The 12,301-nt window shown below is 46.8% G+C and carries 13 protein-coding genes; 9 read left to right on the top strand and 4 right to left on the bottom strand.

The window, feature by feature from the left end; translation table 11 throughout:
- The first annotated feature begins 39 nt into the window (after positions 1-39).
- The 3 genes from pheT to CIK89_RS07640 are packed head-to-tail and all read left to right on the top strand — an operon-like array spanning position 40 to position 3,547.
- Positions 40-2,490, top strand: a complete 2,451-nt coding sequence (gene pheT / locus CIK89_RS07650) for a phenylalanine--tRNA ligase subunit beta (protein WP_094390793.1) — start codon at positions 40-42, stop codon at positions 2,488-2,490.
- A 33-nt stretch (positions 2,491-2,523) separates the two neighbouring features.
- The gene (locus tag CIK89_RS07645; protein WP_094390792.1) at positions 2,524-3,261 is read left to right on the top strand and encodes a YebC/PmpR family DNA-binding transcriptional regulator; all 738 of its coding nucleotides are present in this window, start codon (positions 2,524-2,526) and stop codon (positions 3,259-3,261) included.
- A 13-nt stretch (positions 3,262-3,274) separates the two neighbouring features.
- The gene (locus CIK89_RS07640) at positions 3,275-3,547 is read left to right on the top strand and encodes a TIGR03905 family TSCPD domain-containing protein (protein ID WP_094390791.1); all 273 of its coding nucleotides are present in this window, start codon (positions 3,275-3,277) and stop codon (positions 3,545-3,547) included.
- Positions 3,548-3,641: 94 nt separating this feature from the next.
- On the opposite strand, the gene CIK89_RS07635 is transcribed toward CIK89_RS07640, so the two are convergent.
- The 4 genes from CIK89_RS07635 to CIK89_RS07625 form a co-directional block, all read right to left on the bottom strand.
- Entirely contained in the window at positions 3,642-5,642 is a 2,001-nt protein-coding gene (locus CIK89_RS07635) for a glycoside hydrolase family 97 protein (protein ID WP_094390790.1), read from the bottom strand.
- Between the two features lie 307 nt (positions 5,643-5,949).
- On the bottom strand, positions 5,950-6,048 hold the full coding sequence (locus tag CIK89_RS13545) for a smalltalk protein (RefSeq protein WP_158214619.1): 99 nt from the start codon (positions 6,046-6,048) through the stop codon (positions 5,950-5,952).
- Entirely contained in the window at positions 6,045-6,233 is a 189-nt protein-coding gene (locus tag CIK89_RS07630) for a hypothetical protein (protein ID WP_094390789.1), read from the bottom strand. The genes CIK89_RS13545 and CIK89_RS07630 overlap by 4 nt, the downstream gene beginning before the upstream one ends.
- A gap of 57 nt (positions 6,234-6,290) precedes the next feature.
- Complete coding sequence (locus tag CIK89_RS07625) at positions 6,291-6,797, bottom strand: hypothetical protein (RefSeq protein WP_094390788.1); 507 nt, start codon at positions 6,795-6,797, stop codon at positions 6,291-6,293.
- 556 nt (positions 6,798-7,353) lie between these two features.
- Here CIK89_RS07625 and CIK89_RS13935 point away from each other — a divergent pair.
- The 6 genes from CIK89_RS13935 (at position 7,354) to CIK89_RS07600 (ending at position 12,297) form a co-directional block, all read left to right on the top strand.
- Positions 7,354-7,476, top strand: coding sequence for a hypothetical protein (locus tag CIK89_RS13935; protein ID WP_256387822.1), 123 nt, complete (start codon positions 7,354-7,356; stop codon positions 7,474-7,476).
- 21 nt (positions 7,477-7,497) lie between these two features.
- Positions 7,498-7,875, top strand: a complete 378-nt coding sequence (locus tag CIK89_RS07620; RefSeq protein ID WP_094390787.1) for a hypothetical protein — start codon at positions 7,498-7,500, stop codon at positions 7,873-7,875.
- Between the two features lie 40 nt (positions 7,876-7,915).
- Complete coding sequence (gene dcm / locus CIK89_RS07615) at positions 7,916-9,247, top strand: DNA (cytosine-5-)-methyltransferase (RefSeq protein WP_094390786.1); 1,332 nt, start codon at positions 7,916-7,918, stop codon at positions 9,245-9,247.
- Positions 9,231-10,427 (top strand): type II restriction endonuclease, encoded by a 1,197-nt coding sequence (locus CIK89_RS07610; protein WP_094390785.1) that lies wholly within the window; start codon positions 9,231-9,233, stop codon positions 10,425-10,427. The genes dcm and CIK89_RS07610 overlap by 17 nt, the downstream gene beginning before the upstream one ends.
- A 122-nt stretch (positions 10,428-10,549) precedes the next feature.
- Complete coding sequence (locus tag CIK89_RS07605) at positions 10,550-11,539, top strand: hypothetical protein (RefSeq protein ID WP_094390784.1); 990 nt, start codon at positions 10,550-10,552, stop codon at positions 11,537-11,539.
- Entirely contained in the window at positions 11,536-12,297 is a 762-nt protein-coding gene (locus CIK89_RS07600; protein WP_144007377.1) for a hypothetical protein, read from the top strand. Before CIK89_RS07605 ends, CIK89_RS07600 begins: the two co-directional genes overlap by 4 nt.
- Positions 12,298-12,301: the final 4 nt, after the last annotated feature.

Genomic DNA, 12,301 nt, shown 5'->3' with positions numbered 1-12,301 from the left:
GTAATTTTGCGCGGAAATTGAAACAATAAATTCATTGCAATGAATATTTCTTATAAATGGTTAAAAGAATATGTTGACTTCGACCTGACGCCACAGGAAGTGTGTGACGCCTTGACATCTACTGGTCTCGAAGTTGACGCACTTGAAGAAGTTCAGAGTATTAAAGGTGGTCTTAAAGGTCTGTATGTTGGCAAAGTAGTCACCTGTGAAATGCATCCTAATTCAGATCATCTGCATGTGACAACTGTTGACCTCGGTCGTGAGTCACTATCGCAGATCGTATGTGGAGCGCCAAATGTTGCTGAAGGACAGAAAGTCATAGTGGCAGATTTGGGCTGTGTCCTGTATGATGGCGATAAGGAGTTTGTTATTAAGAAATCAAAACTGCGAGGTGTAGAATCTTGTGGTATGATTTGTGCAGAAGACGAGATAGGTGTTGGTAATTCACATGATGGAATTATCGTATTGCCTGAAGATGCAAAGGTCGGAATGACTGCCGCAGAATATTACCATTTGGAGAGCGATTGGCTCATCGAGGTTGATATTACTGCCAATCGTGCTGATGCACTTTCACATTGGGGAGTGGCTCGCGACCTTTATGCTTGGCTCAAGCAAAATGGTTATAAAACACAACTTCACAAGCCTTCAACGGCAGATTTTAAGGTAGATAACCACGACTTACCCTTTGAAGTGGTTATTGAGAACCAGGAAGCTTGCAAGCGTTATGCATGTGTTAGTGTTACAGACTGTGAAGTGAAAGAATCCCCTGATTGGCTGAAAAATAAACTTTCTACCATCGGTCTGAGACCAATCAATAACATCGTTGATATTACCAACTATGTGATGATGGCACTGGGTCAACCTTTGCATTGCTTTGACGCAGATATGGTAACAGGACGAAAGATTGTAGTGAAAACCATGCCAGAGGGAACTCCATTCCAAACTCTTGATGGAGTAGATCATAAACTTTCAGAACGTGACCTCGCCATTTGTAATGCAGAATCACCTATGTGTATTGCAGGTGTATTCGGTGGAAAGGGTAGTGGTACGTATGAAACCACTCGTAATGTGGTTCTTGAGAGTGCTTATTTCCATCCTACCTGGATAAGAAAGTCTGCACGTCGCCACGGTCTGTCAACCGATGCTTCATTTAGATTTGAGCGTGGTGTAGATCCGAATGGTACAGTAGAGGCTTTGAAATATGCAGCATTGCTTTGTAAGCAGTTGGCAGGTGGTAAGGTTTCTATGGAAATCTGTGATGTATATCCAAAACCTATTAAAGATGCAGTGGTTGACCTGAAGTTTGACTATGTAAACTCACTCATTGGAAAAAACATCGATGTGGTTACATTGAAGTCAATCTGTCTCTCGCTCGAAATGGAAATCATTGAAGAAAACGAACTTGGCTTAACACTTAAAGTTCCAGCCTATCGTGTAGATGTACAACGTCCTTGTGATGTGGTTGAAGATATTTTACGCATCTATGGTTACAATAATGTGGAAATTCCAACACAGTTGAAGAGTTCACTCGTTATAAAAGGTGAGGAAGACCGTAAACACAAAATGGCCAATCTCGTCAGCGAACAACTTGTTGGCATGGGCTTCAATGAAATTCTAAATAATTCGCTGACAAAAGCCGCTTATTATGGTGAACGTCAGGATACGTTGGTGAAAATCATGAATCCGCTTTCATCTGACTTGAACGTCATGCGACAATCATTGCTTTATGGAGGATTGGAAAGTATTGAACACAATGCCAATAGAAGAAATGGAAACTGCCGTTTCTTCGAATTTGGAAATGTTTATTATTTTGATCCGAATAAGACAAATGAAGAAAATCCAATGCAAGCCTATACAGAACAGTATCACCTCGGTATTTGGCTCACTGGTAAACGAATTACAGGATCTTGGGCGCATCCTGACGAAGATTTCTCATTTGCAGAACTGCGCGCTTACGTTGAAAACATCCTTACTCGAATCGGATTACAGTCTGGTATGGTTGTGCGCAAAAAATCAACTAATGAGATTTTTAGTGCTGGACTGACATACGAAAATCGTGGTGGTAAGGTTTTGTTGGAGATGGGCGTTCTGTCAAAGAAGGAACAGAAAGCTGCAGGTATCGACACACCTGTATATTATGCAGAACTGAATTGGACAGCTTTGATGAAAGCTGTACGCAAACAAAAGGTTCTTTACACCGAGATTGCAAAATATCCTATAGTAAGCCGTGATCTTGCATTGCTTATTGATCAACAGGTTGAATTTGCTCAGATTGAGGAGGTTGCCCGTCAGACAGAAAAGAAACTCTTGAAGAAAGTGGAACTCTTTGACGTCTATGAAGGAAAGAACCTTCCAGAAGGTAAGAAAAGCTATGCGGTAAATTTCATTCTCCAGGATACTGAGAAAACGATGGGAGATAAACAGATTGATGCTATCATGCAGAAGCTCATCAATAACCTTAAGCAGAAACTTGGTGCCGAACTTCGTTAATTCAAAGAAATAATAATAAAAAAATACAATAAAATGGGAAGAGCATTTGAATATCGTAAAGCTGCAAAGCTGAAAAGATGGGGCCACATGGCCAAAACATTCACAAAAATTGGTAAACAAATAGCAATTGCCGTTAAGGCTGGTGGACCAGACCCTGACATGAACCCTGCTTTGCGTGCCATTATTGCCAATGCAAAGCGCGAAAACATGCCGAAGGATAACATCGAGCGTGCTATCAAAAACGCCATGGGTAAAGATCAGAGTGATTATAAGGAAGTGACTTATGAAGGATATGGTCCTCATGGAATTGCCATCTTCGTAGATACACTGACCGACAATACCACCCGTACTGTGGGAGACGTACGCTCGGTATTCAACAAGTTCAACGGAAACTTGGGTACTCAAGGATCACTCTCTTTCCTTTTCGACCATAAGGCCGTGTTCACTTTCAAAAAGAAAGATGGATTGGATATGGATGAGATGATTCTTGACCTCATTGATTACGGAGTAGAAGATGAATTCGACGAAGATGAGGAAGAAAACAGCATCACCATCTATGGTGATCCGCAGTCTTTTGGCGCAATTCAGAAGCATTTGGAAGAAAACGGATTTGAAGTAACAGGCGCTGAGTTTACTCGTATTCCTAACGACCTCAAAGATGTTACTCCAGAAGAGCGTGAGACTATCGACAAAATGGTTGAAAAGCTTGAGGACTTCGATGACGTTCAGACTGTTTATACAAACATGAAACCTGAAATCGTAGAAGAATAATAAGTAGGTCTCAATGGCAACAAAGCATATTTGTTACGAAACGCATGGTACATGTTCTAGAATGATTGATGTAACTTGCGATGAAAATAATATTATCCAGCAGGTCTATTTTTTTGGAGGTTGTAACGGTAATCTTCAAGGAATTAGCCAACTGGTGAAAGGACAGCATATTGATGATGTGATCCACAAAATTAATGGAATCCGTTGTGGAACCAAAAACACCAGTTGTCCTGACCAACTTTGTAGAGCTTTGGAAATACTTAAAGAAAAAGCGGTTGATGATTAATTCATCAACCGTTTTTACTTCGTATGCTCGGCATGAACATTGTTTAACCCCAAAAACGTTTTCACGTAGGCAATCGATGCCTAAAACATGAAGATTATTCGATGATGATACCGCCATTAGGCTGAATCACAACCTTTGCCTTACCATCCTTGCCAACCTTCAAAGTCTTCTTGACAGAAGTGAAGAACTTCTCGCCCTTCTTCTTTGGTTGGTCGGTGATATAAGTAACGGTCTTACCCGCAAACATCGGCAAATCCAAGGTCAGGACAAGAGGCTTGTCGGTTGCATTCAAACCACCCACAAACCATCTGCCAGCTGTAAGCGCTGCACCCGAACCATTCTCTACACTCGACTTGCGGGCCACTACCGCATACTTGGTTGGATAACCGGCAATATACTTGATATCCTCCCAAGCTGTAGGTACATTTTTGAGCCAATCCAACTCCCACTGTGGCACATCCTGCAAGTTGTTAGGATAGAGACAGATGCAGTTCACGCTGCTTTGGTTGGTAATGGCAGTAGCCATCTCAAACACATCGCTGGTATAACGCTGATGACGGCTCTTGTTGTCCTTGGAGAAATACTTGTTCATCATCACGCCACCCCAGTCGAAACTAGCTACGGCATTTCTTGCAAACGGATGCATCGTCATCTCGAAAGCCTCCTTCTTGGCATGATAATCCGTGAAAAATACATTCTCTGAAGCCAGGGCAGCCTCACTCGAAACATAGTTAGGATACATACGCTCCCAGCCACGAGGCATGGTGCAGCCATGGAAGATAACCTCCAAGCCATAATCGTTGGCATCGCTGAGGATATCCTCGTAAAGCTTCATCGTCTCCTGCTTGTCGCCACCGAAGAAATCCACCTTGATGCCTACTACACCAATCTTCTTCATCCAAGCCATCTCCTTCTTGCGGGCGATGGAATTGTTCATGATCTGACGAGGAGTCTGGGGTGCATCATTCTCGAAACCGTTGGAATTGTACCAGAGCATCAGGCTTACCTTCTTGCTCTGTGCATACTTACTCAACTCTTCGATGCGCTTTCTGCCTATCTGCTTGTCCCACCAGTTATCTACCAGAACAGCCTCGTAGCCCTGGGCTGCAGCCACATCCACCATTTTCACCTGGTCATCATAGTTGATGGAACCATCCTGCCAGATGAGCCAGCTCCAGGTATAGCGTGATGGCTTGTAAGTCTGGGATGCCTCATACAAAGGCTCCACCACATCGTAAGGGATAGTGGTCTCTACGACAGGAGCCAGCGAAGAACCCACGGTGATGGTACGCCAAGGAGTCTCGCCCGGCAATGGGATACCGGCATATTCAGAACCAATGCCATTGTTCTCACCCTTCTGAGGAAAGGCGATGGTATAACCCTTGCCCGGCTCGTAATCTGAAAGACGGCAGCCAGGATAAGCACTCGACACACCGGTTTCGCTGACCAATACCCATCCGTCACTGCCCACCTTGAAGAGACATGGGAAAGTATAGCCAACTCCGAACTGTGACTTCACGTTCATAGGAGCATCAGGAGTATATTCCTCCTCATAAGATGGCTTGGTGCGCTCCCAACCGGTCATCGGAGTAATCTGAGGACAGAGGAAGGTAGTGGTCTTCTCCGGGAAATTGAATCCGCTCACCTCATTATATATAATCACCGACTTAGGATTATCCTTCTCAGGACGGCTCATCTCATACCTGTAGGCGATGTCGTTGTTGCTTACATGAAGATGGAGGGTCATGGAATCCTTCTTACTGTTGAGGAAACCGATGGTAGCATCCACCACATCCTTCCTGATATCACTCTTCTTGATGCGGCTCATCTTGTAAGAAAGCGGCTTCACTTCACCACCATTCAGGATGCCCATGGTGAGATCCTTTGAGAAATCACCGTAATTGGCAACCAATCCGAGCGCCGAAGTTCCCAGCATCTGCTTGCCATTGTAATCTACCGTGTAGGAAGCCTTGCCTCCCTCACAAGCAACATTCACCACCAATTTACCGTCTGGCGACTTCACCGTATAATTGTTAGCCTGCATACCCAAAGCAGCAAGCAACAAAATACCAGCGATACTCATTTTTTGCTTCATATTATTTCCTTTTTAGGTTTGATTTATTTTTAAGGCTTGTTTTTATGCTTGCAAAGATAAGCAAAATCTTGAAGAAAGAGGTGGAAGAATCATTCAAAAAAAACAGGAGGACAAAAAAACAGGGTGACAGGTTCCCGTTTCACTCTTGACGCAGAAACATGAAACATGAAACATGAAACCTTAACCCTTAACCGTGAACCCTTAACCCTTAACCGAAAATAACCCTTAACCGAAAATAACCCTTAACCCTAAAAAAAACACCCACGAACCACACTGTGCGGTTCATGGGTTTGCCAGAGGGAGCAAGTCATCCGATGGTGAAACCAAGAGCCGAGAGAACGGCAGTGATGGTGGTCAAAGCAATGTTGATGATGACGCTCCACTTGTTTTTAGAATCTTGAGTCATGATAGTTTTCTGTTAATGATGTCACGATAGTCTTTAATGCCGAGAAAGGTGGCACATAGTATCAAGAGCTGGGCAACGAGGATGAGTACCGATCCCGAAATCTCACCTTGCGGAGGCATCATCATGCCAGCTGCAGCAAAGAGGATGGCACAGACGAAACTGGCCAATGAGAGTATTCGTTTCATACGCTAACTGTGTGGGGGTTAAAGCGTCCCGCGGACGTTCCGCAGGGACGCTGTGGTTCATCCTTCCAGGCCGCCACCGCTGGCGCTTCCACCGCTGGTGCTTCCACCGCTGGTGCTGCTGCCGTTAGCATCCTCAGTGCCCTTCAGGAGCGAGTCGATGTTGATGAACTCGGCCTTCTTCAGGAACTCGCGGCTGGAGATGTTCAGCTCCGTGGCCTGCTCGGGCAGGAAGCGGATGTGCAGGGCTTTGAGGTGCTTCCCGACGTTAAAGTCCTCCTTCTTCTGCGCACCGCCTGGTTGGTTCTCCAGCGTACAGTAGAACGTGCCGAGGCCGTCAATCTTCACCTTTTTCGACTCCAGCAGCATCTCAACGAGGCACGCGCGAAACCTCTCCAGCACGCCGTACACCACGTCGGGCGTGTAGATAGAGCCGTGCTCCGAGATGTGCTGCGCCAGCCGGCGCGTGTTCAGCGTTTCGAGGTTCTTCACCTTCGCGAAGTGCTTGCCGTAAGCAGCCGACTTCGTGTTCTTGTTCTCTTTCACTTCATAGATAATCTTTGCCATAGTTGTGTGTTTTCATGGTATTAGAATCCTTTGCGGCCAACTGCATCGGGTGGCCGCCTCCCGCTTTCGTGTCTCTCATGATTGACTCTGCAAGTGAAGTGCAAGGCGAACGCAGAGCTGAGCTCGCTCGATGCATCTCAAATGCATCGGCAAAGGTACTACATTTCTCGCCTCGTTCCAAATTTCAGCCCTCCAATTGGGGCGATTTTCAGCACCAATTCACGCCGTTTTTGACGAGCCGTAATTTTCGAGGCATAAATCCGCAATATACGGCCATCGTGTTTTACTTCTCGTCGATGGCGGGCAAGGTGCACCGATTTCTTACACCTTACAATCTTACAATTATAAATTTTCGTGTGCTTATAGTTATAGTAGTATATATATTATATAATATATATACTACTATCTCTTTTTCATTCTCATTTTCATCAATTGTAAGATTGTAAGACTGTAAGATGTAAGGCGTAAGACGGTCAGAGGCAAATTGCCAATAATTACTAAAGATGTCGGCAAAGTGTGATAAGTATCAGAAAAAATGTGTAACTTTGCAGACATATTGACTGAACATATGTACGGCATAGACATCAAAGAGGACGAACTGTTGGCGATGGGCGGCGGCATTGGACGCGCATGGCCTACAAAGGCACACTCGGCTATGAGCGGCAGGGCGACAATATAGAAACGAAAGAATTGATAAACGATGAATACAGAAGTGCTGCTTGATGAATGGTACGGAACAAGGAAAGAGCTGTTCGACTTGGAAGAATGGCTTGACATTGATGCGTTCGATGACGTTGACGATGACGGCAACGTTTTCCATGTAGCAGAGCATGATATATACAAGAAGCAATACGAAATCATCGTCAGCGCAATGGGAACGATGAATGCTGACTCCGTGTTCTATGATTGGAGCAACTTCAACTTTGAAATTGTATCTGATGACGGATTTACGCAGGTTCTGTCAAGTGTACCGCAAGCATACATGCGAAAAAGCATCCGCAAGGCGTACAACAATTTTCTTGAAAGATTCAAATTGGGTAGCTCCGAAATGAACAATTGGGAATGGAACGTATCGTAGTTAACAATACAGAAAAACTACAATCAAACGACAACCAACAATGGCAAAGAAGAAGCAAATACAAGATATAAGATTGGCCGACTTCCCTGAAGAAGAGGGTGAGCAGAACGGCATGAACGTACGGATATATGGCGAGACGAGCTATGAGAACCAGATGGCGGTGCTGAGCCACTATCTGCATAACGGAGGCATCGAGGGCAACGACATTGAGGCACGCGAACAGCGAGAGGAAGTCGTGGCCGCAATACTTGAATTCTTGGAGCGTAAGAAGAGCCAGCAACCAAACCTCGATTTTGAGCCGACGGAGGAATTGGCTTGGATGGCGGCAGAAAATCCCGCAGAATACAACCTGTTTGCAGATTTCTTTCAAGTACCATTTCCTGACCCAGAACAGCCGCGTTTTACGTTCATAGATTTGTTCGCTGGCATGGGAGGCTTCCGCTTGGCGATGCAAGCGCAGGGAGGCAAGTGCGTGTTTTCATCTGAGTGGAACAAGTACGCCCAAAAGACCTATCTTGCCAACTTTGGCGAGATGCCGTTTGGCGACATCACTAAAGAGGCAACAAAGAATTATATCCCTCAGCAATTCGATATTCTATGCGCGGGCTTCCCGTGTCAGCCATTCTCTATCGCTGGCGTATCGAAGAAAAAGAGTCTTGGACGCGAGACGGGCTTCAAAGATAAGACACAAGGAACTTTGTTCTTCGATGTGGCCGACATCATCAACCGCCATCGCCCCAAGGCTTTCTTTCTGGAGAACGTCAAGAACCTCACCTCGCATGACAAAGGAAAAACGTTCCGCGTAATCCGTGAGACGCTGGAGGAATTGAACTACTCCGTCCACTATCAGGTGATGGATGGTCAGACCTATGTACCACAGCATCGCGAGCGTATCATGATTGTCGGCTTCGACCGCAATCATTTCCACGGAGAGGAACAGTTCACGTTCCCTGAACAGCATGAGGCGACAAGGGCAATACAAGAGATACTTGACCCGAACATTGATCCGAAATACACTTTGAGCGATAAACTCTGGTTGTACCTCCAGACATACGCAGAGAAGCACAAGGCAAAGGGCAATGGCTTCGGTTTCGGCCTCGTAGACCTCAACGGAATCAGCCGCACGCTCAGCGCACGCTATTACAAGGACGGTTCGGAAATCCTTATTCCGCAAGGCGAGGGCGTGAATCCTCGCAAACTCTCCCCAAGGGAATGTGCCCGACTGATGGGCTATCCCGATAACTATAGGCTCGACCAAGTTTCCGATGTTCAGGCATACCGCCAGTGCGGAAACTCCGTCATCGTGCCGCTTATCACCGCAGTTTCAGAACAAATCATAAGAACTATCAACGAATATGAGCGAAATATCTAACGCAGCGATTCAGAGCGTGCGGCAGTCGCGAGCCGCCTGGTGTCGATTCATCACAGGCAATGACACTGGCACTACAGGGAGCCATCAGGCAGGTTTCTACATTCCCAAGTGCGCATCGGCTTTGCTTTTCGACGAGCCAGGACGCAAGGGCGAGAACAAGGAAAAGACTGTGCAGATAAAGTGGCAGGACGATTTCACGACTGAAAGCTGCATGAAGTATTATGGGCAGCGAACACGCAACGAATACCGCATCACACGCTTTGGTCGCAACTTCCCATTCTTGCAGGATGAAAACGTGGGCGACCTGCTCATCATCGCTAAGTTCACCGAAGAGGATTATGCTGGCTATGTGCTGAGTTCCGATGAGGACATTGACGAGTTCTTTGCCTATTTCAATCTTGCCCCAGACGAGACCAACCAACTCATAGACATCGATGGAAGCGTAAAACCCGACGAGAAGATAGCTCAACTTTTGCAGAGTTTCGTCGCACAGTTCAACAACTTTCCAGAAACCCGACAGATGGCACAAGGGGCCAGAGATTGTTACAACAATGCTTATGGCATCGCTGAAAACGCTCTTCGCAACAAACCTGACGAAGTGCTGCTGAATTGGGTGGACACAGAATACCGCCTCTTCAAGTGCATGGAAGAAAAGGTCTATGCCGACGTTATCAGCAAGCCATTCGGCAGTATCGAGGCTTTCGTGCAGACTGCCAACGAAGTACTGAACCGCCGGAAATCTCGTGCAGGAAAGTCGCTCGAACACCATTTAGCCGACATTTTTACACATAACGAGCTTGTGTTTGAGGAGCAAGCCATCACAGAAGACAACAAGAAACCTGACTTCCTGTTTCCCAACGGCGAGTGCTATCACAATATGCAATTCCCAGCTGACGATTTGATAGTGCTTGGCGCAAAGACCACCTGCAAAGACCGATGGCGGCAGGTATTGACCGAGGCCGACCGTGTGGATGTGAAATATCTCTTCACGCTCCAGCAAGGAATCTCCAAAAACCAACTGAAAGAGATGCATGACTCTCGCCTGACGCTCGTCGTTCCCCACAAGTACATTGCCAGTTTCCCGCAGGAATATCAGAGCGAAATCAGCGACCTCAAGAGATTCATCAGTCTTGTCAGACAAAAGCAGGAACACCTGCCCAAACACTATATATTGTTTTGACGGCATGCAGCAAAACATCCACTATACATATTCCGTCGAAATGGTTCACTGGCGGTTGCTCCAACCTGTTTGGCCCATTCAGAAAAGAAATGTTGAGGGTATGATTAAACAAATGTAAAAATATGTCTCGCTTCGCACAATATTACATCAAGTACAAGCATGATGCCGGCTGCTATGAATGGGAAGAACGGCAGAAGCATCTCGGATTGCTCTTCGAGCGTGATGAGGGCATCGAGTTCTTTCTGGGTGAAGGTACTGACCGCAAGGTGTATAAGCACCGTGTGTATCACCTCACCACAGCACATGACATCACGGTGATGCGCTTTGCCAACGATATCGACATACCCGTGGAGCGCGACTTTGAACCAGCGATGGCCAAGGACGAGCCATCATGCTTTGTCATCATCGACAATCGGGAGAATCTGCGCACCGTGGCCATCCAGAAACGAAAACGGGCATTCAGCAATACGCACAAGGTGGCCAAGATCATGAGCTTCTGCATCGACCAGCAGTTGTTCAAGGAGCATTGCTACGGCTTTGAGGTTGTGCCCGACTACTATCCGAAAGACCTGTTCGAGGTATGGGAGCGTCAGCAGGAGCACGCCCAGCAGATGCGCTTCGGAGTGCCAGAAATGGAGCGTGACGAGATTCTTAGGAAGGTGCAGGCTCTAAAGGACAAGAAGCGCGACTACTACGATGATACGCTGATGGGCTCGCTGCTGGAGGTGCTGTATGCCCAAAAGCAAGCGAAGTACAAGGGGCACTACACGGTGATGCCTGAGCAGAAGAAAGCTGCACTCTATGTCGACAAGAGCAGTGTTTTCATGCGCAACCTGCTGACATTTGCCGAGGCTGTGGACGAGCCTATAGAACTGGTGACAAACGATGGCGGCACATTCCGCTGCTTCATTGACAGTGATGATGAAAACACGGACAAGATTGTGAGTCATGAGTTTAACGAAGCGTATCTGGAGATGCTGTTCAATCAGACGCGCAAGGATGGCAGCAAGATAGAGCCTGAAGACCGCCTAAGGGCTGAAGAGCAGATTGTGGAGCTGATGAACTCGATGAAGCACGAGGCAACAGGCGAAGGGGAGGAACAGGCAGCATGATAGTGACACTCGACAGACAGCAACAGAGCCTAGCTCGGCGGCAACTACTCACGGATGTAGTGTACATCCTGAGCCATGAGGCTTTGCGCCAGATGAAACGTGACGGGGAAACTGGGTTGTCGGCAGTAGAGGTGTTCCTCGCCGCCCAGAATTTCTGTGAGTCATTGTTTGCCCTGCCTGATGCAGCAGAGGGACTGGATGAGGAGATTGACGATTTGGAGGATGAAGCGCAGGATGAGAATGATGCAGCCATCATATTGGCTGTGGCCACGGCTCAGCTACAGGCACGAGCAAAGCAAACTGTTGGCATCGACATCAGGGGAATCATCTTCCGCATCTTTGAGCGCCTTGACGGAAACGCCCTCCTTTGGCCTCTCGTTGAGCAGATGACCGCCAAGGAGGATGCCAGATGGATGGAGGGGAAGAAAACGGACTTGCTGAACTATGAGTTGAAGGAAATAGAACGAATGGGTGGCGGCTCAGAGAAAATCAGGCAGCTGTTTGCCGACTTCGTGAACTATTCCGACCAGATGGACAAGGATGCCATCAAGGGGCAACTGCTCTTTTTGGCTCGCTACAACATTGACCACGGCCATGCCTACGACAAGGAGCTGATAGCGCTGTTCGACAAACTGGGCATCAAGACCACCACACTTCTGGACGTAAAAGAGTATGTGGCTGTGAAGCACGTGGAGAGCGAAATACAGAACGTCGAGAGAGGCGGCATTGGCGTAAACAAGGAATATCAAAATAGGTAATAAG

The sequence above is a fragment of the Prevotella sp. P4-119 genome, assembly GCF_002251345.1.
In the GTDB taxonomy this organism is placed as follows: Bacteria; Bacteroidota; Bacteroidia; order Bacteroidales; family Bacteroidaceae; genus Prevotella.
The sequence above is the reverse complement of the archived record's forward strand: the minus strand, read 5'-3'. Positions and strand labels throughout refer to the sequence as shown.

Bases quoted from the DNA above. Each gene is read 5' to 3' on its own strand.
- pheT (WP_094390793.1), top strand. From the start codon at position 40: ATGAATATTTCTTATAAATGGTTAAAAGAATATGTTGACTTCGACCTG.
- CIK89_RS07645 (WP_094390792.1), top strand. From the start codon at position 2,524: ATGGGAAGAGCATTTGAATATCGTAAAGCTGCAAAGCTGAAAAGATGG.
- CIK89_RS07640 (WP_094390791.1), top strand. From the start codon at position 3,275: ATGGCAACAAAGCATATTTGTTACGAAACGCATGGTACATGTTCTAGA.
- CIK89_RS07635 (WP_094390790.1), bottom strand. From the start codon at position 5,642: ATGAAGCAAAAAATGAGTATCGCTGGTATTTTGTTGCTTGCTGCTTTG.
- CIK89_RS13545 (WP_158214619.1), bottom strand. From the start codon at position 6,048: ATGACTCAAGATTCTAAAAACAAGTGGAGCGTCATCATCAACATTGCT.
- CIK89_RS07630 (WP_094390789.1), bottom strand. From the start codon at position 6,233: ATGAAACGAATACTCTCATTGGCCAGTTTCGTCTGTGCCATCCTCTTT.
- CIK89_RS07625 (WP_094390788.1), bottom strand. From the start codon at position 6,797: ATGGCAAAGATTATCTATGAAGTGAAAGAGAACAAGAACACGAAGTCG.
- CIK89_RS07620 (WP_094390787.1), top strand. From the start codon at position 7,498: ATGAATACAGAAGTGCTGCTTGATGAATGGTACGGAACAAGGAAAGAG.
- dcm (WP_094390786.1), top strand. From the start codon at position 7,916: ATGGCAAAGAAGAAGCAAATACAAGATATAAGATTGGCCGACTTCCCT.
- CIK89_RS07610 (WP_094390785.1), top strand. From the start codon at position 9,231: ATGAGCGAAATATCTAACGCAGCGATTCAGAGCGTGCGGCAGTCGCGA.
- CIK89_RS07605 (WP_094390784.1), top strand. From the start codon at position 10,550: ATGTCTCGCTTCGCACAATATTACATCAAGTACAAGCATGATGCCGGC.
- CIK89_RS07600 (WP_144007377.1), top strand. From the start codon at position 11,536: ATGATAGTGACACTCGACAGACAGCAACAGAGCCTAGCTCGGCGGCAA.